Source organism: Pedobacter aquatilis, from assembly GCF_032678405.1.
In the GTDB taxonomy this organism is placed as follows: Bacteria; Bacteroidota; Bacteroidia; order Sphingobacteriales; family Sphingobacteriaceae; genus Pedobacter; species Pedobacter aquatilis_A.
Window position 1 is genome coordinate 122,435 of record NZ_JAVTSJ010000002.1, and the last position, 23,338, is coordinate 145,772.

The window sequence follows — 23,338 nt, forward strand, 5'->3', positions numbered from 1 at the left end:
CCTAGAACAAAATTAATGAGTGAACTATCGCTAATCAGAACCAATTCAGATAATGTTGATTTCAGGGCATTAGTTGCACTCCTTGATAAGGATCTGGCAATAAGAGATGGCGAAGAAAGTGTTTTTTATGCCCAGTTTAATAAGGTTGACGCTATTAAAGAAGTTGTGGTTGCTTATTATGGTGAAACACCGGTAGCTTGTGGCGCAATAAAGCCATTTGCTGAGCACACAGCCGAAGTTAAACGTATGTTTGTTTGCCCTGATTACCGAAATCGGGGCATCGCAGCTAAAGTTTTAAACCAGCTAGAGCAATGGGCTTCAGCAATAGGTTATACCAAATGTGTTTTAGAAACAGGCAAAAAACAACCCGAAGCTATTAATTTATATCAAAAAGCAGGTTTCCTGATCACACCAAATTATGGGCAATACATCGGTGTTGAAAATAGCGTCTGCATGGAAAAACGGCTTAGTAATAACGCTTCATGAAAGTAACCCTAAATAATGTTGGCCGAAGGTTTAACAAGGAATGGATATTTAAAAATTTAAGTACAGAATTTGTATCCGGAAACAGCTATGCCATTTTGGGGTCTAATGGCTCTGGAAAATCGACCTTATTAAGCGTTTTAACAGGGAGCTTAACACCATCAGAAGGACAAATATCGTTTTCTAACCCTAAAGATATCCCTGTAGAAGACATTTATAAACATATCAGTCTGGCTGCTCCTTACCTGGAATTACTAGAAACTTTTACCCTTAAAGAAATCATTAATTTTCATTTTAAGTTTAAAAATTTTGCACCAGGCGTTGATGCGCAATCACTGGTTTCTATCCTTGGGCTCGAAAAATCAGCTAACAAAGAAATAAAATATTTTTCATCGGGAATGAAGCAAAGAACCAAACTTGCATTGGCTTGTTGTTCAGATTCACCAATTTTATTTTTAGATGAACCCACAAGCAATTTAGACGTTCAGGGAATAAACTGGTACTTAGAATTAATCGAGAATTTTACTAAAGATAGGTTAACCATCATCGGATCTAATCAGATTTCAGAATACGATTTCTGCAACAAACGAATTCAAATCGCTGATTATAAGTAAATTATTAGCCATTGTAACATTGTACTAAGTAGCCCTTTTGTCATTATTTTGTATTATAAATATTTTTTTAAAAAAATATTTTGTAATTGATAAATAGTTCTTACCTTTGCACCACCAAAACGATAGAGAAATATTATATTTCAATCGAGAAGAGAGGATAAAATATCTGCATTGCAGAATCAAAAATATAAAAGCCGCAAGGCGAAAAATTTTTTCATAGTTTAGTTTGAGGTTTAGGTTGATTATGCCTTTGGAGTGGTTCCCAAAGGCATTTCTTTTATACAAAGATTTTCCGGGATAGCCTTAGCGATTCTTCGTTCCAATAATATAGTAAAAATTCAAACATCGCTGGCGCAACTGATTTTATACAAGCATTGCTTTTCAAATAAAAATTGATTTTTTTAACTTTGATGTTCAAAAAACAGCAAAACAAGATTTCAATTTAAAATGGCAAAGGCATCAGAAGTAAAAAGTGGTAATGTTCTTCGTTTCAACGGGGAATTAGTAAGCGTAGAAGAATACATTCACCGTACTCCAGGCAACTTAAGGGCTTTCTATCAAGCTCGCATGCGCAATGTAAAAACCGGCAAGATTGTCGAATACCGCTTCCGTACCGATGAGGAGGTTACAATTTGTCGCGTAGAAACCAATGATTACCAGTATTTATATGAGGATGGCGATTATCTTGTTGTAATGGACAATACTTCATTCGAACAATACAATATCCCAAAACTACTTTTTGGAAATAGCATTAAATTTTTGAAAGAGGGCATGAATGTAACAATTGCCTTCGAAAGTGAAGAACCGATTGTAGCCCAATTACCAAATAGCGTTGAACTGGAAATTACTTATACAGAACCTGCCGTAAAAGGCGATACTTCTACGAGCGCACAAAAATATGCAACTGTTGAAACTGGCGCCGAAATAAGGGTTCCTTTATTCATTAACCAGGGCGATAAGGTAAAAGTTGACACAAAAACTGGCGACTATATGGAAAGGGTAAAATAGTTCTTTAAAGAACAAAGCATAAACCTTATCAGTTAAACCTTTATAGGTTTTTACTAAAATAATTTTACCTTTGCCGTCACTAAAAAACTGAAAATATAAATCCAAACAGGATAAAATAATATGGCTAAAGCATCAGAAATTAAAACAGGAAACATTCTGCGTGTAAACAATGAGTTGGTTACTGTTGATGAATGGAATCACCGTACACCAGGTAAAGGCGGTGCTTTTTACACAGGTAAGTTTCGTAACATTAAAACAGGTAGAATTGTAGAAGCTCGTATGAATACTGACGAAGCTGTTGAAATTTGCCGTGTTGAAACCAACGATTATCAATATCTTTATGAAGATGGTGATTATCTGGTAGTGATGGATAACAATACCTACGAGCAATTTAATGTTGAAAAAACTTTGTTTGGCTCTGCCATCAAGTTCTTGAAAGAAGGCATGAGCATCATTGTTTCTATGGAAAGTGAAGAAGCAATTATGGGCCAGTTGCCAAATTTTGCTGAATTTGAAATTACTTACTCTGAGCCTGCTGTGAAAGGTGATACTTCTACAAATGCATTAAAAGCGGCAACACTTGAAAACGGTGTTGAGGTTAAAGTGCCAATGTTTGTAAACCAGGGCGATAAAATTAAAGTTGATACACGTACAGGCGAATATGTTGAGCGTGTAAAATAATATTTTTCATTGTCAGAAAAGCCCTTAAATTCATTTTTAAGGGCTTTTCTGTTTTAAAAACCTGCCCCTGAAAAAAGGATTTACAGGGAAAATATTTTAATTATTTCGTTAAATTGGGTGCTATGTTCAAATCAGAAATCAGAAAGAACGCTTTAAAAGACCGGCTGGCCAGTAGCGAAATCAAAATAGAATCGCTAAATAAAGGACTGTTGCAACAGTTTGTTAATTTCGATTTCAAAAATATAAAAACGATTCACATCTTTTTGCCAATTTTAGAGAAAAGGGAGCCAGATACCTTCCGGTTCATTGATTGGTTAACAGAAAATCACCCTGAAATTAAAATTATTGTTCCAAAAGCTGATTTTGAAACTGCATTAATGACTAATCATGAATACCTTGGTAAAGCTGACCTCGCGAAAAACCTTTATAACATCCTCGAACCACAAAAAGGAGCATTGCATACCGGAGATGTAGATATGGTTATTATCCCATTGCTCGCTTTCGATAAAAATGGGTTCAGGGTTGGTTATGGAAAAGGCTTTTACGATCGTTTTCTTAAGAATTTAAATGCTAAAAAAATAGGCTTATCTTTGTCGCCTGCAATTGATAGCATTGATGATGTAAATGAGCATGACATCAGGCTGGATTTTTGTATTACACCAACAGAAACAATCAAATTTTAAGCCTGTCCATCATGCCAAAAGAAATCGTTATCAAAACGGAAAAACAATACGAAGACAATATGATTGCCGTATTTGAGTTACAGGAAAAAGAGGAGCTTACCGCCGATGATTTAAAACAAATCGAGTTAATGCTGAAGGCTGGAGAAAAATACGAATCAGAGCATTTGTAATTAACATTTTGCTAAAACTTATTGAGCTGCGCTTTAACAAAATCACTTATCAGATAAGCAATCAGTTTTGACGTTAATTTGCTAAATCTTCCATCAAGCAACCTAGTAGCGCCCTCACTAATATGGAGATAAGAAAAAGCCTTTTCACTTGTTAAAATTAGCTTACGGATATCATTAACCGCAAAGCCTGATGGTGTTTCCGCACTCGAAAGCACATTCTGAATGCAATCTAAATCTATTTCCAAACCCGAAGAAATCATCTTTTTGGGAAAAGAAGAGTCGAGACCTTTTAAAATATCATCAAAAAATACCGCTTTAAGTTTTGGATTGGTTGCTATCTGGTTTAAAATTACCTCATTGTTATAATTCTGATGCAAACCATACATAAAATAATTATCCAGATAGTTTTCGCTTAAAGCATAGGTAAATCCATTTCCACTATGTCTGCCTTCTTTATCACGTAAATCAGCATGAGCATCTACGTTTAGCACATCTATGGAATGTCCTTTTGCCTTGGATACTCCTTTTATAATCGGATAGGCGTTGTTATGTCCGCCTCCAATAACAACTGGTATTTTACCTGCTTTTACGATTTTTTCGACAATCGGATAAACCAGGGCATCTATTTCCGAAACCTTCTTTCTTAAGCCTGCTACAGATGAATCTGCGGGTTCTTCGATTTCAAAATGGCCAAGAACCATAATTTCGGCACCTGAAAGGTATTGGTTACTCTGAATATTTAAAAAGGCCATAAGTGCCGGCCGCCAGGTGGTAGATGCCCCCGAAATACCTGAATTTGCCCTAACGCCGATATCTTCAGGGATACCTAGCAGAACAAACTTAGCTTTACTACTTGCCAGATTTTCTATTGATATCGAATCTCCTGATGAAAAATTCGCTTCGGTATCAGCGTATATTTCAACCTTTTCTCCAAGTTTAGTTTCGCCCCCGCGGTAAATAATTAAATTATCAACATCACTTCGCGAATATATATTAAGCCTATCCATTATAAATTTCCCCGTTTAAAATAACTGTCTCTATTTGTGTTTCGCCAAAACTGTAGGGCAAATAGGCAACGGAAGACATTGGTTTTGTGATAAATAAATTAGCCTTTTTTCCAACGGTTATACTTCCGTAATTTTCACTAAGTTCCATCGCTGCAGCGCCATTTAAAGTAGCGCCATTTATCGCTTCTTCAGGCTGCATTTTCAGTTTTATACAAGCCAGCGAAACCACAAAATTCATATTTCCTGAAGGTGTAGATCCTGGATTAAAATCAGTAGCAAGTGCAACAGGAACATTTTGCGCAATCAAGCCTTTAGCATTAGCAAACGGGATGCCTAAATAAAATGAGCATGAAGGTAATAGGGTGGCAATTGTTTGAGTTGTTTTTAGATTATTTAAGGTTTCATCATTGGTTTCCTCAAGATGGTCGACTGAAATTGCATTATTTCTTAAAGCGACTTCTACAGCCCCTGAAACAGAAAGCTGATTTGCGTGGATCTTCGGCTTCAGCCCGTATTTTGCGCCGGCTTTAAGTAGCTGATCGGTTTCATCAACAGAGAAGAATCCTTTTTCGCAAAAAACATCAATATAATCAGCCAGGTTTTCTGCTGCTATTGCCGGAAGCATTTCATTAATGATCAAATCGATATAGCCCTGATGATTGGTTTTAAACTCAAGTGGGTAAGCATGCGCCGCCAGAAATGTGGCCTTAACAGGTATAGGGAAAGCTTGTTTCAGTTTTTTGATCACACGGAGCATTTTCAGCTCGCTAGCCACCGTTAAACCATAGCCACTTTTAATTTCCACAGCACCAGTGCCTTGCTTAATCATTTGCGTTAAACGCACCGATGCACTTTTAAACAGCTCATCTTCAGTTGCTTTTTGAAGCTTACTTGCCGAATTTAAAATACCACCCCCAGCCGCAGCAATTTCTTCATAGGTTTTACCCTGGATTTTAAGTGCAAACTCTTCCTCGCGAGAAGCCGCAAAAACAATGTGCGTATGGCTATCGCACCAAGACGGAAAAACATAACGCCCCTTCGCATTAATCACCTGATAATTAGAAAAGGATGCCGGGATTTCGACCATCTTTCCAAAATCTTTAATCAGGTTCTCTTCTATTAAAAGCCATGCTTCATCCAAAACCGGCAAATAATCCATCTCGTTTCCGCGAAGAACTAATTTATCTTTTGGATGTAACCCTACCAGGCCCTTAATATTTGTGATTAGCATTTGATTAGTTTTGATTATCTGTCAGATTATAACCCATCATTCCATTTCCAGCAGAACCGGACAATGGTCTGAATGAATGGCGTCAGGTAAAATTCTTACGTTTCTCAACCGGTTTTCCATGGGTTTTGTTGCCAAGTGGTAATCTATCCGCCAACCTAAATTTTTACCCCTCGATCCGGCCCTATAACTCCACCAGGTATAATGATGTGGATCTTTATTAAAATATCTAAAAGTATCAATAAAGCCATTATCTAAAAATAGCTGCATCCACTCCCGTTCTTCAGGTAAAAATCCAGACGAGTTGGCGTTCGATTTTGGGTTATGGATATCGATTGAAGTATGACAGATATTATAATCGCCGCTAACAATCAAATGAGGTATTTCCTTACGTAGTTCGCCTATATACGCATCAAAAAAGCGCATAAATTCATATTTTTTTACCTGTCGTTCATCACCGCTTGAGCCAGATGGCATATAAAGACTCATCAGCGAGAAATCATCAAAATCTGCTCTCAGAATTCTTCCTTCTTTATCGATCCATTCTTCGCCGCAGCCGTATTCAATATGATTTGGTTTTACCTTGGCAAGTATTGCCACACCACTGTAGCCTTTCTTTTCGGCAGGAAACCAATAATGGTGATAACCTAATTGTTCAATCAATGCAATAATTTCCGGTATTTGAGAAGGCATGGCTTTCACTTCCTGCAAACAAACCATATCTGCATTAGTAGCCTGCAACCAGCCAAAGAAGTTTTTTGTGCTTGCTGCACGAATACCGTTTACGTTGTAGGAGATAATTTTCATTTGGATTACATAACCATTTTATCTTTCAATAAACCTTGGGCAAGCTGTTTTTCCAGCTTCTTTGCCTCTCTTTTCTTCAAAATGGATACATCCATCTTTACATCTTCTTTTGGTCGATTATTTTTATCCGTTTGCATTGCAGCAATTTTATCTACCATATCCAGGCCAATAACAATTTCTCCATAAACGGTGTAGTTTCTATCTAAATGTGGCGTACCGCCCAATGTTTTATAAACCTGGCGTTGCCACTCAGGAATCTTAAATTTCAATCTTTTTTCTTCAACACTGTTCAATTGCTCATCTGTAAAAACTTTTCCCTGCACGAGGTAAAACTGGCTCCCGCTTGATGCTTTTTGCGGATTAACCATATCTCCTTCTCTAGCCGCAGCAAGCACACCTTTTTTATGAAACAAGCTATCATTAAACTCAGCCGGTATAGTATATTTGGGGCCTCCGTTGCCTAATAAGGAATCAGGCTTCGCATTTCTCGAATCTGGGTCTCCTCCCTGAATCATAAAGTCTTTAATCACCCTGTGAAACAAAGTACCGTTGTAATAACCCTCCCTGGTCAGTTTTAAAAAATTATCCCGATGTAATGGTGTTTCATTATATAACTTAATGATGCATTCGCCATAAGCAGTTTTTATGCGTATATACTGGTTTTTTGGTTTCGCAGCAAAGGCCGAAAGCATGGAAAAAGTGCATATAAATAGCAATAATTTCTTCATTAGAATGGTGTTTGAGGCTAAATTAAGCTAAAAAATGAAATTCAATAAATAAAAGGCAATGTTATTAGGCTTTTTTTGCTTTACCTTTGTGATAATGAAGTTAAAACAAAAAATAGCACTTTCTTTAGCCGTATTTTATATGGTTAGTGTTATGGGTTTGGCTTTAAGTTTGCATTTTTGCGGAGGTAAGCTGGAAAACGTAAAGCTGTTTAGCAATGCGGTTTCCTGTAAATTTTGCAAAGATATTCCTGCTGAAAAGATAAAAGATGATGGCTGTTGCAAAAACACCCAGGTTACGGTTAAGGTAAAAGATAGTCATCAAACCGAGGCACAGATACAAATGCCAAAGTTGTTTTCCATTCAACTTTTCTTACATCCACCGGTTTTAGCATTTCTTGCTAACGTGCGGCCGGCTTTTTTAAACAAAATTACAAACAAAGCGCCTCCACTATCCACACGAGTGGCTTTGCACGTTTTCAATTGTATTTTTAGGAATTAGGATTGTTATTTCCCGTCATTTCGAAAGAAGTGTAACGGAATGAGAAAGTGCTATCAATTTAGATTTTTCTCTATCAAGAAAAACTCCGTCGAAATGACGAGTATTCAAAAATTCCAATTCAAGAAAATCATGAAAACAATAAAATTATTCAGCATTATCATGCTATTTTTTGCCGTACAGGCTTCGGCACAAGAAATATCCTCGGCTAATTTACAGGTAACAGGTTTAACTTGTTCAATGTGTTCTAACGCGACACAAAAATCTTTAGAAACATTAGGTTTCATCAATTCTGTAAAGCCAGATTTAAACAAAAACGTTTTCGTTTTAACCTTTAAAAAAGGTGCCGACATCAACTTGGATTTGGTACGTAAAAAGGTACAGGATGCTGGCTTCTCTGTTGGTGGCTTAACTGCAGATTTTACCTTTAATCAGATTAAAGTTGATGATAAAGGCCAGGCAATTGTTGACGGAAACGTTTATCGCTTTGTTAATGCGAAAAACAAAACCCTTAATGGTACTGTAAAAGCATCGGTGGTTGACAAAAACTTCATTTCTGGTGCCGCATTTAAAAAACAAGCCGGTTCGATAAATTCAGATGCTTATGCAAGCGGAACTGCCGTTGTTAACGGAAAGAAAACACGTGTGTACCACTTAGTGCTTTCTTAAAACATGAAAAGAGTTATAACGATAGCCCTGATTTTTATCGGGGCTTATACTACTGCGTTTTCACAGGAGCTTTATGTTTTTACTGAACCTGCCAGTAACATGCCAACGAAATCAATCGGTGTTCGATTAACAAATGAGGGCATGTTTAACAATCCTGGTTTTGTAAGCAGAACCATTCCAGAAGTGATGTTTGGTTTTAATAAAAACCTGATGATGCATGCTCAAGGCTTTTTATCTGACATGGATGGTCGTTTTCGGCTGGAGGGCGGAAGCTTGTATGCAAAATATCGTTTTCTTTCAATTGATGAAGCGCAAAGTCATTTCCGGGCGGCAGCTTTCGGAAGAATAAGCACCAGTAAACGACCTGGATTTTCCAGGGATATCAACTTTGAAGGCGATAACAGTGGCTGGCAAACCGGGTTAATATTTACACAGCTTTTGCATAAACTGGCCCTATCAGCTACTCTTGGTTATTCGGATGCTTTTGATAAAACAGACAAAGTTTTACGGCTAAATACACCACAGCCCGATAAAATGCTATCTTACAGTTTATCCTCCGGTTATTTACTTTTACCCGTAGTTTATAAAGACTACAAAGAGCCTAATTTTAATCTTTACTTCGAAATTTTGGGTAAAACCGACCCGGGAACCGGCCAGTCGTACCTGGATTTAGCTCCTGCCGTTCAGGTAATTTTAAACAGCCGGACAAGAATTGATTTAGGTTATCGTTTTCAGGCAACTGGAAATATGGTAAACAGATATACTAAAAACATGTACCTTTTAAGGGCAGAATTTAATTTTTTTAATGCTTTAAAATAAGAACACAATGAAAAAAATAATGATAATGATGGCCTTGATTGCCATCGCAACGACAAAACTAACTTTTGCACAAAGTAAAACAGATGCCGCTTTTAACCAATTGTTAACAGCATATTATGATGTAAAAAATGCTTTAGCTGCCGACAAACAAGATTTGGCAGTTGAAAAAGTGAAAACATTATCAACCAAGGTTGATGCTATTCCGCATAAAGATTTACCATCTGCACAACACAACTTATGGATGGAGCAATCAAAAATTATTAAAGCAAAGGCAACAGAATTAGCTGCCGGAAAAGATATCAAATCGCAAAGAAAATCTTTCGAAGGAATTTCCTACGCTATGATTAAAACCCTAAGAAACATTAAGTTTAATACCGCAACTGTTTACGTTCAACATTGCCCAATGGCAAAAGCGAGTTGGCTAAATGAAAAAGAAGCCATTGAAAACCCATATTACGGAAGTATGATGTTCGATTGTGGCGATGTTACTGAAACGATAAAATCGAAATAGTGAACCTCTATATCAAAAATATGGTTTGCAACCGTTGCAAAATGGTAGTTAAAGCCGAGCTAGAAAAGCTTGGCTTTAACCCCATTTCGGTTGAATTAGGTGCAGTTTCATTGGCCGAAAACATCTCTGCGGAGGATAAATCAAGAATTTCTGAAGGGCTCAGTCATTTTGGTTTTGAGTTATTGGAAGATAAAAAAACACAACTTGCAGAACAGATTAAAACCTTAATTATAAATCTGATTCACTACAATAAAGAGCCACTGAAGATCAATTTATCTGCTTATTTAAGTGATCAGCTCAACCTTGAATATGCACAACTCAGCGCTGTATTTTCTGAAGTGGAAAATCAAACAATCGAGAAATACCTCATTGCCCAAAAAGTTGAAAAAGCAAAAGAAATACTTACTTATGGCGAACTTACTTTAAGTGAAATTGCCTATCAGCTTAATTACAGCAGTGTTGCCCACCTTTCAGCACAATTTAAAAAAGTAACCGGATTAACCCCCTCGGCTTACAAAGCCCAGTCATCAGAAAAAAGAAAAACTTTGGATGAAATTTGATTGTTAACCTGCCGTCGACTAAAGTCGACGGTAAAGAATAATCCAACCCAATGGGGAGTGTCTATCAATGGTTGCACCCAGCAAGCATTTTTCTTAACATACATCAATTCCCAAACCTATAGCTCGGTGTAATTTTGTTAAATAAAAAAACTCGCAAGACATGAATCCTGTGGAAGCTAGACTTACACAAGTTTCATAGCAATTAAAAAAATTAAAAGTTATGAAAAAATTATTCCTTTTCTTAGTTGCTACCACAATCAGTGTAGCATCTTTCGCACAAACCACCTGGAAAATCGACCCGATGCACTCATTTGTTAACTTTTCAGTTAAGCACATGGGTATTTCTTTCGTTGATGGCTCTTTCAAAAAATTCGATGGTACCGTTACCGCCGCAAAACCAGATTTAACTGATGCTAAAATTAACTTCACTGTAGATGTTAACAGCATTACTACTGGTGTTGATATGAGAGATGGTCATTTAAAAACCGACGATTTTTTCAATGCAGAGAAATTTCCGGCAATGAAATTTGAAAGCACTTCGTTCAAAAAATTAAATGGAAACAATTATGAGCTAAGTGGAAAATTAACGATCCGCGACGTAACAAAGGATGTAAAATTTGAAGTTGTTTATGGCGGAACAGCGAAAGACCAGCAGGGTAATACTAAAGCCGGTTTTGGCGCTACTACTACCATTAATCGCTTAGATTATAACATTAAATACGACCCAACTGGTGCTGGCGTTGCTAAAGATGTTACCATCAAATTAAATTTAGAATTTGCTCAGGCAAAATAGAACAACTGTCGTATAGAGCCCATCGAAGCCATCTCTGGTTTTTCGACGGGCTCTGAATGACGAAAAAACACTATCATGTCAACATTATCACAATTCAGAAATTTTACTCAACGTTTGCCACAAACGGATTTAATGCCAACGCTTTTTATTGGCCATGGTTCGCCAATGAATGGTATCGAAAACAATGAGTTTAGCCAGAGTTGGGCAGATTTGGCAAAGAATATTCCTGTACCAAAAGCAGTGCTTGTGGTTTCTGCGCACTGGTATACCCGCGGAACTTTTGTTACAGCAATGGATTTTCCTACAACCATTCACGACTTTGGCGGATTTCCTCAAGCACTTTTTGATGTACAATATCCTGCACCTGGAGATGCTAAACTAGCAGCTGAAATTCCTGGTTTAATTCATTCCGCAAATGTAGGCTTAGACCATGACTGGGGCCTGGATCACGGCGCATGGACCATCATCAGGCACATGTACCCCGAAGCGGACATCCCTGTTTTGCAATTAAGTATCGATTATACAAAACCACCGGAACAACATTACGAAATTGCCCGTGAAATTTATGCCCTACGTAAAAAGGGAATATTGGTTATTGGTAGCGGAAATATGGTGCATAACCTACGTATGCTCAGCTGGGAAATGATTAATGGTGGTGGTTACGACTGGGCTAATGAAATGAATGATAAATTCAAAAACCTTATTGCTAACGGCGACCATAAACCCTTGATTGACTACCGTAGTTTGGGTTCAGAAGCAATGCTGGCAATACCCACGCCCGAACACTACTTACCTTTGATTTACACTTTAGGACTGAAAAACGATAAAGAAGACCTTTTGTTTTTTAATGATAAAGCTGTTGGTGGCTCACTTACTATGACTTCGGTGTTGGTTGGATAATCATCTTGAAAATTCTATAAAATTTTATGATTATTCTGTAACGATTATCGGTAAGTCAATAGGTAAATTTGCTTAAAATATTTATCATGACACACACTTATCAACTTACGGGTATGACCTGTAGCAGTTGCGAAAATAAAGTAAAAAATAATCTTTTAATTTTGCCTGATGTAACCGCTGTAGAGCTTTCAAAAGATACTAACAGCGCAACCATCAGCATGGATAATCACATCGCTTTAAATACGCTTCAGGATGCTTTGGGTGGTAAAGACAGCAAATACCAGATTACAGCCAATACACATAGCGAAACAATTGAGGAAGCAAAGTCCTGGGCTGCAACTTACAAGCCTATTCTCTTAATATTCGGTTATGTAACCGCTATTTCCTTAATTATATCTTTTGAAAACAGCAGCATAAACTTTATGGTTTTCATGCGGATTTTCATGGCTGGTTTCTTCTTAACTTTTTCGTTTTTTAAAATGCTTAATTTAAAAGCCTTTGCCGAAAGTTATGCGATGTATGATATCGTAGCCAAAAAAATCAGTGTGTGGGGGTATATCTATGCTTTCATTGAACTTGGGTTAGGATTAAGTTTTGCACTTAATTTATCTCCTGTTATCCTAAACTGGATAACCTTAATTGTAATGACCATTAGTATTCTGGGAGTTTTGGAAAGCGTGCTGAACAAGAAGAAAATCCAATGCGCTTGCCTTGGTGCAGTATTCAATTTACCAATGAGTACAGTAACCATTGTTGAAGACGCAATTATGATTGCAATGAGTGCTGCAATGCTGGTACTGATGTAGATTAAGATACATTCCTTATATAGTCGATTTTACCATATAAGGAATGTTATAAATTAGAGCTTATAGCTTAACCGTATTGGTGATGTGTGCCAGATGATGTTTACCGTGCCATGCATACATGCCCAACATATTGGCTAGCGTTAATTCTTTCCCAACTGCCGGATGAATGTATTTTCGCTCGTAATCTTCAAAATTTAAGGTTTTAAGAAAGGCAACCCATCTTTGATGCAGGTGCTGTAGAAGAAGAACAGACATTTCAATATTGCCATTTTTTGCTTCTTCAGTTTCTGCCCAGCGTTCTTCATAATATGGCCTGATGATAGGAATATCCTCAGTAATTGCCTGTTTAAAACGGATGTAAGCATTCATATGGCTATCGGGAATATGGTGAATAACCTGTCGTAACGTCCAGCCTTCCGGCCGATAAGTTTGGTTCAGTTCTTCGTCACTAAGTTTTGCAGTTGCTTTAATAATTTGAGCAGGCAAAGCCTCAATTTCCGAAATCCAGACGGCTGCCTGTTGTTTATCAAAAATTGCTGGCATTGAAAATTGTCCGATAGGGTATTTAAGTTGTTCCAAATCCATGATGGAAAAATAGTAAATTTTGAACCGTTAAGGTGATTATTTTTCACCCCCAGAAACCCACATTTTCATCGAATGAAAATTCTGAATCGATCTAATTATTTATAATTAACTACATAAGTTTCTTTAACCATTTCAATAATCCCATTTTATATGGAGGATAAATCAGCTTTGTGAGCCCAAGCTTCGATTGAAAAACCACGGCTCTTTCGTGAGAAAAATTTTTAAAACCGAAAACACCATGACAACTGCCAATTCCACTGCTGTTTACACCACCAAAAGGCAGGTTTGGATTGCTGATGTGTACCAATACATCATTAATGCAGGTTCCGCCGGCACTGGTTTCTAAGATGATTTTTTCCTGATTTTTAGTGTTGTTTGAAAAAATATAAAGCGCAAGTGGCTTATCTTTAGCGTTTACAAAATCAATAGCCTCTTGCAGGTTTTTATATTTTACAATGGGTAAAACCGGGCCAAAAATCTCTTCCTGCATAATTGGATTATCAGCACTTACTGAATTTAATATTGCTGGGAAAATAGTCAAATCCTTTTCATCAATCTCACCTCCCCATGCTAGCTTAGCACCCTTGTTCACCGCCTTTTTAATCAGACCGTTTAATCGATCAAAGTGGTTTTTATTGATAATTTTTCCATAAACGGACTTATTTATGGTTGCTCCATCAAAGAACATTTTTTCGGTTGCAGTTTTATAATGCGTTATAAATTCTGTTTCAATTTTTTCATCAATCAAAGCATAATCGGGCGCTATACAGGTTTGTCCGGCATTAACCAGTTTGCCCCAGGCAATTTTTTCGGCAGCTTTTTTTAAATCTGTTGTGTCATCAATAATTACGGGCGACTTCCCTCCTAACTCCAGGGTTACTGAAGTGAGGTTTTTAGCCGCGGCCTCCATAACCAGCTTTCCGATGGTTGTACTTCCTGTAAAAAAGATATGATCGAAAGGTAGCTTAAGTAAGATTGCAGAAATTTCAGCGTCGCCTTCAAAACAGGCAATTTCTTTTTCGTTAAAAGTTTCAGAAATTATTTTTCCAATAACCGAAGCCGTATACGCACTCAACTCCGAAGGTTTTAAAATCGCACAATTTCCGGCAGCAATGGCTGATATAAGTGGACTCATGATCAGCTGTAGTGGATAATTCCAGGGTGCAATAATTAAACAAACGCCTTTTGGTTCGTAGTATAACTTATTGCTTGCAAAAAAATTGCTTATTGTCTTTGCTGCAGATTTGGGCTTCATCCAACCCGACAGTTTTTTTATCGCATGATCGATTTCGGCATAAGTAAAATACAACTCCGTTACAGCCGTTTCGAAACGGTTTTTTCTCAAATCCAATTCCAAAGCGGTAAAAATCTCCTCTTCCGAATTTTCTAAAGCCTGTTTAAGCATTTTAAGTTGTTGAACACGGGTCTTGGCGTCCGTTTTTCTTAACTCGAATTTATGTTGTTGCTGTAAATCGAAAACTGATTTTATTTTTTCTTCCATATTATTTCCACCCATCATGAGCTTATTGTACAACACATAAACCTTTTGCAAATTCAGGTTAATGTTGATGAGCTGTCAGTTAAATTTAGTTAAAATCAATTCATTTCATTAAAAATTCATTCATTTAAAGCATATTGCGGCGATTTTAAATCTCACCAATGAAGAAGTTGATTTTGGTTTTCACCTTGTTAATCCCTGTACTAATCCATGCCCAAACCATTAAAACGGATGTACTTGTGTTAGGCAATTCTGATGCCGCTTTAGCTGCAGGTGTTCAAGCTTCAGAATCAGGTGTAAATGCTATTGTTTTAACACAAAATGATGGTTTTAAGCTAAGTGATTTTAAAGGCTGGCCACAAAGTGGCGTTACGAAAGCTTTTGAAAAAAGAGCAAGAAAATCGTTGAAACTTGCTGATAGTGTTGCTCTACCCGAAATGACCAATCAGGTTATAAATGCAGTTATCAAAAACTGGTCAGATAGTTCTAAACTTTTTGATGTAATTAACAATGCACCTTACTACCAGATAAAACGTTCAGGGAGTGGCTGGGAGTTAAAATTAACCAAAGAAAAAAGCATCAAAGCCAAAATTCTGATTGTAACCGACCATATCGAAAAGGTTCTTCCTGAGTTAAAAATATCGAGCTTAAAACCTGCGGAAAATAATACACTTAATTATTCAGAAAACTTATACCGAACTACCGTTGGAGGCATAGATCGAACATTAAACTTCCTTTCTCTATATAGCTTACTCATTCCAAACCAGGAAAACATATTGTATATCAATCCTGGTTTTTCAGAAGTTGGCCAGGCCGCCGGTGCGACAGCAGCCTACGCAGCATTTTTTCGGACTAAAACAAGCCTATCAAATTTAAAGCGCATTCAGGGCGAGCTCTTGAGTTATAAACTTTCATTAATCCCTTTTGATGATGTTAGAATTGCCGATTCAAATTGGCTGGCAATACAAAAAATAGGAATTACCGGAATTTTAAAAGCTGAGTTAAAGAACGATAAGCTTTTTTTCAATCCGGAAAAGGAAGTTACTTATGATGAAATAAAGCAGCCGATTAAAGACTATTATTACAAGGCACAAATCTGGTTTGATGACCATCAGCATATTCCTGTTAATTTAGAAAATACCATTTCAATGGTTTGCTATGTTGGTAATAAGGCCGTTGATGCAACTAAAGCAGAAATAGAAAAGAAATGGAAAAAGAACTATAAATTATCTTCGAAATATGATTTAAAAAAGGTGTTGACACGTAGAGAATTTTCCCTTATTGTTAACGAATACTTAAAGCCCTTTGATGATGTTAACGTAGATAGAACCGGAAGGGTAATTCGATAAGCCAAGCCATAAACATTATTTTTTACTGTTTTCACTTTCTTAATTAGGCAAAAAGCTATGGTAAACATTAATTTGAATAGATTGTAGCGTTGTAACATTTCCATTTCCTTGTCAATTTAGTTTCCGCATTATCTAAATTGCAGTATCCAAACTCAAATTCATGAAGAAATATTTACTTTTCCTTTTGCTGTGCTCAGGCGAATACGCTTTTGCGCAACAAATAGCGCCCCTTACTGTCGAAAAAATTATGCGTGACCCAAAATGGATGGGAACATCACCGTCTAATTTCAGATGGACAGCCGATAGCAAAACTTTATACTTCAACTGGAATCCAGATAATAAGCCAAAAGAAGAGCTGTTTAAAATAGCCACATCTTCAACTAAACCATTGAAAGCAGCGGACAAGGAGGATGAAAAGTTATTGGGAGCGAACTATGTTTATAACAAGGATAAATCGTTAGGCCTGGTTGAGAAAAGTGGCGACATTTACCTTCAGAATTTCAAAACTAAAAAAGAAACCCGGTTAACAAACACAATGGAGAGAGAAAGCAATCCGGTTTTCTTAACCAATGGAGATATAGTTTATCAACTCGGTGATAATCTCTTTCAACTGGATTTAAAAACCGCAGAAACTAAACAAATAACAAACTTTGTTAAGGGAAAAGCAGCAGGAAGAACCGCAGCAAAGCCGGTTACTGAGCAAGATAATTGGTTAAAAGCGCAACAAACAGAGCTTTTCGACATCATAAAAAAAAGAAATGCAGAAACACGTGGTGGCGGTATGCGTGGCGGCAGAGGTCGTTTTGGCATGCAATCAGCTGATAATAAATCCTTAAAATCACTCTATACTGATGAACGGTTTTTAAACGGTGTCATAATTAGTCCTGATGGCCGTTATGTGACTTACAAACTCACTGCCCCTGCGCAAAACAACCATAATACAATTGTTCCCAATTATGTTACTTCATCTGGTTATACTGAAGATATTCCTGGCAGAACAAAAGTTGGCGAAAACGAAAGTGTATCGCAAGGTTTCATTTATGATACGCAGAAAGACTCTGTTTATACGATTCAAACTGCAACAATTCCAGGCATAAAAGATATTCCTGATTTTTATAAAGACTACCCAAAAGCGCTTGATACTTTAAAAAAGAAAAATGCCGACAGGCTAGTTAATTTTTTTGGCCCCCTTTGGAACGAGAACGGCAGCACAGGAATTATGGTTGCAACATCTGCTGACAACAAAGACCGTTGGATTCTAAAATTAGATGCGACAACAGGTAAGTTTGATTTAATTGACCGTCAGCATGATGAAGCATGGATTGGCGGACCTGGCATCAGTGGTTTCTTCCAGGGAAGTACTGGCTGGATTGATAACAGTCGCTTTTACTACCAAAGCGAGGCTACAGGGTATTCGCACTTATATGTTGTAAATACTACAACCGGCGATAAAAAACAACTTACTTCGGGCAAATGGGAAGTTCAGTCTGTTCAGCTTTCGAAAGATAAAAGCACCTTTTATTTAGAAACGAATAAAGAACATCCGGGAATTACCAATTTTTTTAAAATTTCAGTTAACGGAGGCGAGCTTGTTCAATTAACCAAGATGAAGGGTTTAAATGACATCACCCTTTCTCCTGACGAAAAATACCTTGCCATTAGCTATTCTTACATGAATAAACCGGGTGAGTTATACATTCAGGACAATAAGGCTAGCGCAAAACCGATTAAAATTACCACCTCAACTTCCGCTGAATTTAATTCGTACAAATGGCGAGAGCCAGATATGGTAACTTTTAAAAACCGTTATGGTGCTGATGTTTATGCCAGGGTTTATAAGTCAGATAATCCGCACCCAAATCATCCTGCGGTTGTTTTTGTTCACGGCGCCGGCTACCTGCAAAATGTCCATTTCGGATGGAGTACTTACTTCCGTGAGTATATGTTTAATAATATGCTGGCCGATAACGGTTACACTGTTATTGATATCGATTATACAGGAAGTTCGGGTTATGGCCGCGACCACAGAACGGGTATTTATCGCCACATGGGTGGTAAAGATTTAACAGACCAGGCAGATGGTGTAAAGTTTTTAGTTGAAAAGTACGGTGTTAACCCAAAACATGTTGGCTTATACGGCGGTTCTTATGGCGGTTTTATAACCTTAATGGCTATGTTTAATGAATCAGATGTTTTTGCCAGTGGCGCCGCATTACGCTCTGTTACCGATTGGGCGCATTACAACCACGGCTATACTTCGAATATTTTAAACGAACCATTTAACGATCCGATAGCTTACAAACAAAGTTCACCGATTTACTTTGCCGATAAACTAAAGGGAAACCTTTTAATGGCACATGGAATGGTTGATGTGAATGTACACTTTCAGGATATTGTTCGTTTATCGCAACGCTTTATCGAACTCGGAAAAAACAACTGGGAACTCGCCGTTTATCCGGTAGAAGACCATGGCTTTATTGAACCGAGCAGCTGGACGGATGAGTATAAAAGGATCTTTAAATTGTATGAGAATACACTGAAGAAATAGAACTTTTCTCGATAGGCTGAAGCACGACCGTCAAGGAAATGCTTTTAATAGCAGAATCTTTTAATAAAACTGTCATGCTGAGGAACGAAGCATCTGCAATCAATGAAACAGATGCTTCGTTCCTCAGCATGACAGTCCAAATAACTAAAATAGCAAAACACTATACACTTATCAAGAATTATAGTTTTTGACTATATCACTATCAATAAATACGATTAACTATTACCAAATCCGGGTTGATTGAGAATTGATTTAGCCTTACCTTTGTGGCACAAAATTAAAGACAAAAAATTATGGCAATAGTAGGTAAAAAATTTCCGAGTGTTAGTATTGATGCAATGTCAGACATGGGTGATGACTTGAAAATCAACGTATTTGAAGAGGCTGTAAATAAAAATAGCAAAGTATTATTATTCTGGTATCCGAAAGATTTTACTTTCGTTTGCCCAACAGAATTACATGCTTTCCAGGCTGCATTACCTGAATTCGAAAAAAGAAATACAATTGTAATTGGTGCATCATGCGATACTAATGAAGTTCACTTTGCATGGTTAAATACACCAAAAGATAACGGTGGTATTGAAGGTGTTACTTATCCAATCTTAGCTGATACACACAGACAATTATCTGGTATCCTTGATATTTTAGATCAGGAAGTTAATTATGATGAAGAAGGAAATGAATCTTTCTCTGGTTCAAACGTAACTTTCAGAGCGACTTATTTAATCGACGAAACTGGTAAAGTATTCCACGAAAGTGTTAACGATATGCCACTAGGTAGAAACGTTAAAGAATATTTACGTTTAATTGATGCTTATGCTCACGTTCAGAAACACGGTGAAGTTTGTCCTGCAAACTGGGAAGAAGGAAAAGAAGCAATGAACGCGAACAGAACTGGTGTTGCTGAATATTTAGCCGCTAACTAATTAAATAAAACGTTATGTTTTTAGAATTAACAGAAGACAATCTTCAACAGTACTTAGCAGATAACTCAAAAGTTATGGTTCAGTATGCTGCATCATGGTGCGGTAACTGCAGAATCATGAAACCAAAGTTTAAAAAGCTTGCTGCCGAAAATGAAGATGTTGCTTTCTTAATTGTTGATGCTGAAAAACTTCCAAACTCACGCAAATTTGCAAACGTTGATAATTTACCAACCTTTGCAGCATTTGAAGGCGGTAATTTGGTAGATCAGGTACAAACCAACAAAGCGGAAGGCTTAATTGAACTATTTAATAAGATTAAATAATGAAAATTCCGGTTATCAGACAATTATTTCAAAACACCACTCCAGCTCAATTGGAAACTACTTTAGAAGTTTTAGAAGCTTTCTGCGAATTCAGAGGCGTAAGCGAACATGAAGTAGATGTGGCCGGAGAAATGATTACCAATATTTGCGGTGCGCTTGAAGTTCACCAAATGGTAAGCGAGGGTGCTGCTGAAAAAGATGCACTAAACGCTTTTGGTCAAAAAGTAATGGGCTCGATTGATAGATAATTTCTTTAATCAAGCTTAAAAAAATAAACCCCTCGCAGATTAAAATTTGCGAGGGGTTTTTATGTTTTAGCAGCGCGATGAGGTTAGGCCAAATTCCTTCCGGCATTTACAATACCGAATACAGTTCTTACAGCTAATTTCTCAAGTGCATGCTGAACATTTTCATCATGATCATGCTGTAATTTTTCTAAGGCGAAATGCTGAATCAATACCAGTGGTAAAATAATCTTTTCTCGGGTAGCAATCGATTTCTTATCGATAGGGTAATTAGCCATCAAAACTTCTTGTCCCGATAGTTTTAAAAGCATCTGCTTCGTTAATTTAAACTCATCGTGTAGTTGAGTCCAAAACGCACCAAATTCCTTATCGTTGGCTAAATGAGCTGTAATCACAAAGTCCGACTTACTCATACTCATCATACAATTATCAACGATGGTTTTTAAATAATCGGAATCTTCATAAGCTTTCACAACTTTATCCCAGTTTCCGGCATTTTCCTGGTTTTTAAGTGCCGTGCCCATTCCGTAGAAACCTGGAACGTTTTGTTTTAGCATACTCCATGCCGTTACAAAACTAATCGCCCTCAAATCTTCTAATTTCATTTCCCCTCCGCCATTACGCTTCACCGGGCGACTACTGATGTTCGCCTGAGATAATAATTTCAATGGAGAAAGTTTTTCAAGATAACTTACAAAAAGCGGGTGCTCACGTAAATCAACAAAAGCTTTATAGCCATCTTCAGCCATTTCATCTAGCAAAGCCTTATTCTCCGGATCTAAAAGTACGTTGTGCTTCTCTTTTAAGCCTGATGAAATACCTGCATTAATGAGTTGTTCGATATTAAATTCTGCACTTTCAACAGAGCCGTATTGCGAACTGATGGTTTGCCCCTGAACAGTGAGCTGAATATTTTTGTTAGCGATTTCTTTGCCCATAGAGGCATAGAAACGGTGAGTTTTACCTCCACCTCGAGCTGGTGGGCCTCCCCGACCATCAAAAAATGCCAGCTGAATATTGTGTTTTTTTGAGACTTCTGATAAGGTTGTTTTACCATTAAAAATAGACCAGTTGGCCATTAAATAACCACCATCTTTTGTACTGTCTGAATAGCCAAGCATAATATCCTGCTTATTTCCACGACTGGCTAAATGTGCTTTATAAAATGGGTTGCTATACAAGGTATCCATAATTGCGGCAGCGCCTTTTAAGTCATTTACCGTTTCAAATAAAGGAACAAAATCAATGGTCAGTTCATCTTTGCTCCAGCCATTCCAAAGGAAAAGTTCCATTAGTTGTAAAATATCACTGGCCTGCTGGCAGTTACTGATAATAAAACGGTGACAGGCTTTTTCGCCGTTACGTTTCTGAATTCCTTTTATTTCTTTAATCGTCTGTATCGTATCTTCGATAAGCGCATCAGCTTCAGTAGTGAAAACAGGATTCGCTTCCTTAAAAGAAATCAATTTCAGTTTTTCTTCTTCAGAAAGCTTATCGTAATCGGCCGGATAAAGCGAAGAAATAGGCTTATTTTGACGCAGATAAGCATGAACTTTTCTTAATACACGGCTATCCTGGCGTATATCTAGCGAAGCAAAATAATTACCATATAAATCAATTTTACGTATCAGATCGTTCACCAAATCAACAAACAGGCCATCGTGCTCTTTTAAAAGTACATCCTTGATTTTATTCAAATGTTCTCTTAATTCATCCGAAATATCATGTAATTCACAGGTTTGGTCGAAGGCATTTTTGTAGAGTACATCATGTAAATAATTGAGATTATCCTCAACCCCTCTAAAGGTAATCCTACGTTTGATCATCCTGAAATCGCGATAGTAGCAACGGAAAAGGATTTGGCGCAACATTTTTGAAACCTCCAAGGTTGTATCAGCATGGATATTCGGATTTCCATCGCGGTCGCCACCCGGCCAGAAACCAAGTTCTAAAATCTTCTTTGTTTCCAGGTTGTATTCATCAAGGTTCTGATCAATCTCCTCCTGGATATTTGCCGCAGCGAAATAAAAAGTATTTTCTAAGAACCAGGCTAGGTTTAATGCTTCATCAACAGGTGTCGGCGATTTCTTATTAAAAAAGGGCGTTTTACCCAATTGTTGCAATAATGAATTCATCGAAACGATATCATTATCACGGATAGCTTTGGTCAAATCAGTAATAATGGCCAAAACGCTTCCAGGGTAAAACTGTGTTGGGTGCGCAGTCAAAACCAAGCGTAGTGATAGCTCGTCTATTAACTTTTCGATTTTTGCCAGCATTGGCTTGTTATCAGAATTTTTTTTCAGGATAAAAGCAAGCGTACTCTGCTCATCTGTAGTGTTTAGCTTGTTAAATGAAGCATCTTCAACCGCATCAAAAAGCACAACCTGACGCTCTATATACTGGATAAAACGGAACAGTAAATCAATGATGTCTTTACGCTCCGTGTAACTAGTATATTTGGCAAAAAATTCTTCAATAATTTGTGCCGGCGTTTGGCCATTTGCAATACCTTCTTCGCAGCTCTTAAAGAATAATGGCAATAATGTTCCTGTATCCTTAATTTTATAAAATGGCAGCGTTAAAAACAGGCTATTATAAAGCTCAAATTTAGAGATAACCTCGTTGTTAAAAATAGATTCTCGTTGAGTTGTCAAACGGAGTTTAGGCATAGCTTAAGCAGTAGTTTTGTATATTGTAATACTACAAAAAATGCGTAAGGTATTAAAATTCTAAGGCTTACAATTTGGAAAATTGTAGAATAAATTTTAATTTTAAAATCTTATTTGGCTACCTGGTAGCTGACTAAGAACATTTGCAATGTTTAAGGGCATTGCATTGATTGTTAATTTTTTGGGTTAAAACAGCCGATGTATAAAAATACACCGGCTGTTTTTGTTT

The 23,338-nt window shown here is 37.2% G+C and carries 26 protein-coding genes; 19 read left to right on the plus strand and 7 right to left on the minus strand.

Going from position 1 to position 23,338, the window contains the following annotated elements:
• Positions 1-15 precede the first annotated feature (15 nt).
• The 6 genes from R2R71_RS05915 (at position 16) to R2R71_RS05940 (ending at position 3,639) form a co-directional block, all read left to right on the plus strand.
• On the plus strand, positions 16-486 hold the full coding sequence (locus tag R2R71_RS05915; RefSeq protein ID WP_316830332.1) for a GNAT family N-acetyltransferase: 471 nt from the start codon (positions 16-18) through the stop codon (positions 484-486).
• The gene (locus R2R71_RS05920) at positions 483-1,097 is read left to right on the plus strand and encodes an ABC transporter ATP-binding protein (RefSeq protein ID WP_316830333.1); all 615 of its coding nucleotides are present in this window, start codon (positions 483-485) and stop codon (positions 1,095-1,097) included. The genes R2R71_RS05915 and R2R71_RS05920 overlap by 4 nt, the downstream gene beginning before the upstream one ends.
• 447 nt (positions 1,098-1,544) lie before the next feature.
• The gene (gene efp / locus R2R71_RS05925) at positions 1,545-2,105 is read left to right on the plus strand and encodes an elongation factor P (protein ID WP_316830334.1); all 561 of its coding nucleotides are present in this window, start codon (positions 1,545-1,547) and stop codon (positions 2,103-2,105) included.
• 120 nt (positions 2,106-2,225) lie between these two features.
• On the plus strand, positions 2,226-2,786 hold the full coding sequence (gene efp / locus R2R71_RS05930; RefSeq protein WP_316830335.1) for an elongation factor P: 561 nt from the start codon (positions 2,226-2,228) through the stop codon (positions 2,784-2,786).
• A gap of 122 nt (positions 2,787-2,908) precedes the next feature.
• Positions 2,909-3,469 carry a 5-formyltetrahydrofolate cyclo-ligase gene (locus tag R2R71_RS05935; protein ID WP_316830336.1) on the plus strand — a complete coding sequence of 187 codons (561 nt, stop codon included), beginning with the start codon at positions 2,909-2,911 and terminating at the stop codon, positions 3,467-3,469.
• Between the two features lie 11 nt (positions 3,470-3,480).
• The gene (locus R2R71_RS05940; RefSeq protein ID WP_316830337.1) at positions 3,481-3,639 is read left to right on the plus strand and encodes a hypothetical protein; all 159 of its coding nucleotides are present in this window, start codon (positions 3,481-3,483) and stop codon (positions 3,637-3,639) included.
• A gap of 11 nt (positions 3,640-3,650) precedes the next feature.
• Here R2R71_RS05940 and R2R71_RS05945 read toward each other — a convergent pair whose 3' ends face one another.
• Genes R2R71_RS05945 through R2R71_RS05960 form a run of 4 tightly spaced genes read right to left on the minus strand, consistent with a single transcriptional unit; the run spans position 3,651 to position 7,409 of the window.
• Complete coding sequence (locus R2R71_RS05945) at positions 3,651-4,646, minus strand: formimidoylglutamase (protein WP_316830338.1); 996 nt, start codon at positions 4,644-4,646, stop codon at positions 3,651-3,653.
• Complete coding sequence (gene hutI, locus R2R71_RS05950; RefSeq protein WP_316830339.1) at positions 4,639-5,877, minus strand: imidazolonepropionase; 1,239 nt, start codon at positions 5,875-5,877, stop codon at positions 4,639-4,641. Before hutI ends, R2R71_RS05945 begins: the two co-directional genes overlap by 8 nt.
• Before the next feature lie 36 nt (positions 5,878-5,913).
• A complete protein-coding gene (locus tag R2R71_RS05955; protein ID WP_316830340.1) occupies positions 5,914-6,681 on the minus strand; it encodes an exodeoxyribonuclease III in 768 nt (255 codons plus the stop codon).
• A 5-nt stretch (positions 6,682-6,686) separates the two neighbouring features.
• Entirely contained in the window at positions 6,687-7,409 is a 723-nt protein-coding gene (locus R2R71_RS05960) for a peptidylprolyl isomerase (RefSeq protein WP_316830341.1), read from the minus strand.
• A gap of 94 nt (positions 7,410-7,503) precedes the next feature.
• Here R2R71_RS05960 and R2R71_RS05965 point away from each other — a divergent pair, with 94 nt between their 5' ends.
• From R2R71_RS05965 to R2R71_RS06000, 8 genes are all read left to right on the plus strand, one after another.
• Positions 7,504-7,908 carry an HYC_CC_PP family protein gene (locus R2R71_RS05965; RefSeq protein WP_316830342.1) on the plus strand — a complete coding sequence of 135 codons (405 nt, stop codon included), beginning with the start codon at positions 7,504-7,506 and terminating at the stop codon, positions 7,906-7,908.
• A 129-nt stretch (positions 7,909-8,037) separates the two neighbouring features.
• Entirely contained in the window at positions 8,038-8,574 is a 537-nt protein-coding gene (locus R2R71_RS05970; protein ID WP_316830343.1) for a heavy-metal-associated domain-containing protein, read from the plus strand.
• Between the two features lie 3 nt (positions 8,575-8,577).
• On the plus strand, positions 8,578-9,393 hold the full coding sequence (locus R2R71_RS05975) for a hypothetical protein (RefSeq protein WP_316830344.1): 816 nt from the start codon (positions 8,578-8,580) through the stop codon (positions 9,391-9,393).
• Between the two features lie 7 nt (positions 9,394-9,400).
• A complete protein-coding gene (locus tag R2R71_RS05980; RefSeq protein WP_316830345.1) occupies positions 9,401-9,904 on the plus strand; it encodes a DUF3347 domain-containing protein in 504 nt (167 codons plus the stop codon).
• Positions 9,905-9,945: 41 nt separating this feature from the next.
• Positions 9,946-10,464 (plus strand): AraC family transcriptional regulator, encoded by a 519-nt coding sequence (locus R2R71_RS05985; RefSeq protein ID WP_316830346.1) that lies wholly within the window; start codon positions 9,946-9,948, stop codon positions 10,462-10,464.
• Positions 10,465-10,684: 220 nt separating this feature from the next.
• The gene (locus R2R71_RS05990) at positions 10,685-11,257 is read left to right on the plus strand and encodes a YceI family protein (protein ID WP_316830347.1); all 573 of its coding nucleotides are present in this window, start codon (positions 10,685-10,687) and stop codon (positions 11,255-11,257) included.
• 75 nt (positions 11,258-11,332) lie between these two features.
• Positions 11,333-12,157, plus strand: coding sequence for a 4,5-DOPA dioxygenase extradiol (gene ygiD, locus R2R71_RS05995; RefSeq protein ID WP_316830348.1), 825 nt, complete (start codon positions 11,333-11,335; stop codon positions 12,155-12,157).
• Positions 12,158-12,243: 86 nt separating this feature from the next.
• Positions 12,244-12,963 (plus strand): heavy-metal-associated domain-containing protein, encoded by a 720-nt coding sequence (locus R2R71_RS06000; protein ID WP_316830349.1) that lies wholly within the window; start codon positions 12,244-12,246, stop codon positions 12,961-12,963.
• Between the two features lie 60 nt (positions 12,964-13,023).
• Here the strand turns inward: R2R71_RS06000 and R2R71_RS06005 are convergent, their stop codons facing one another.
• A complete protein-coding gene (locus R2R71_RS06005; protein ID WP_316830350.1) occupies positions 13,024-13,548 on the minus strand; it encodes a YfiT family bacillithiol transferase in 525 nt (174 codons plus the stop codon).
• A 109-nt stretch (positions 13,549-13,657) separates the two neighbouring features.
• Positions 13,658-15,049, minus strand: a complete 1,392-nt coding sequence (locus R2R71_RS06010) for an aldehyde dehydrogenase family protein (RefSeq protein ID WP_316830351.1) — start codon at positions 15,047-15,049, stop codon at positions 13,658-13,660.
• A gap of 158 nt (positions 15,050-15,207) precedes the next feature.
• Here R2R71_RS06010 and R2R71_RS06015 point away from each other — a divergent pair, with 158 nt between their 5' ends.
• The 5 genes from R2R71_RS06015 (at position 15,208) to R2R71_RS06035 (ending at position 20,440) form a co-directional block, all read left to right on the plus strand.
• On the plus strand, positions 15,208-16,395 hold the full coding sequence (locus tag R2R71_RS06015; protein WP_316830352.1) for a hypothetical protein: 1,188 nt from the start codon (positions 15,208-15,210) through the stop codon (positions 16,393-16,395).
• Between the two features lie 160 nt (positions 16,396-16,555).
• Complete coding sequence (locus R2R71_RS06020; RefSeq protein WP_316830353.1) at positions 16,556-18,943, plus strand: S9 family peptidase; 2,388 nt, start codon at positions 16,556-16,558, stop codon at positions 18,941-18,943.
• 293 nt (positions 18,944-19,236) lie between these two features.
• The gene (locus tag R2R71_RS06025) at positions 19,237-19,869 is read left to right on the plus strand and encodes a peroxiredoxin (protein ID WP_039479644.1); all 633 of its coding nucleotides are present in this window, start codon (positions 19,237-19,239) and stop codon (positions 19,867-19,869) included.
• A gap of 14 nt (positions 19,870-19,883) precedes the next feature.
• Positions 19,884-20,192 (plus strand): thioredoxin family protein, encoded by a 309-nt coding sequence (locus tag R2R71_RS06030; RefSeq protein ID WP_010599335.1) that lies wholly within the window; start codon positions 19,884-19,886, stop codon positions 20,190-20,192.
• The gene (locus R2R71_RS06035; protein ID WP_010599336.1) at positions 20,192-20,440 is read left to right on the plus strand and encodes a DUF6952 family protein; all 249 of its coding nucleotides are present in this window, start codon (positions 20,192-20,194) and stop codon (positions 20,438-20,440) included. Before R2R71_RS06030 ends, R2R71_RS06035 begins: the two co-directional genes overlap by 1 nt.
• A gap of 83 nt (positions 20,441-20,523) precedes the next feature.
• Here the strand turns inward: R2R71_RS06035 and R2R71_RS06040 are convergent, their stop codons facing one another.
• Complete coding sequence (locus tag R2R71_RS06040; RefSeq protein ID WP_316830354.1) at positions 20,524-23,109, minus strand: phosphoenolpyruvate carboxylase; 2,586 nt, start codon at positions 23,107-23,109, stop codon at positions 20,524-20,526.
• Between the last annotated feature and the right edge of the window lie 229 nt (positions 23,110-23,338).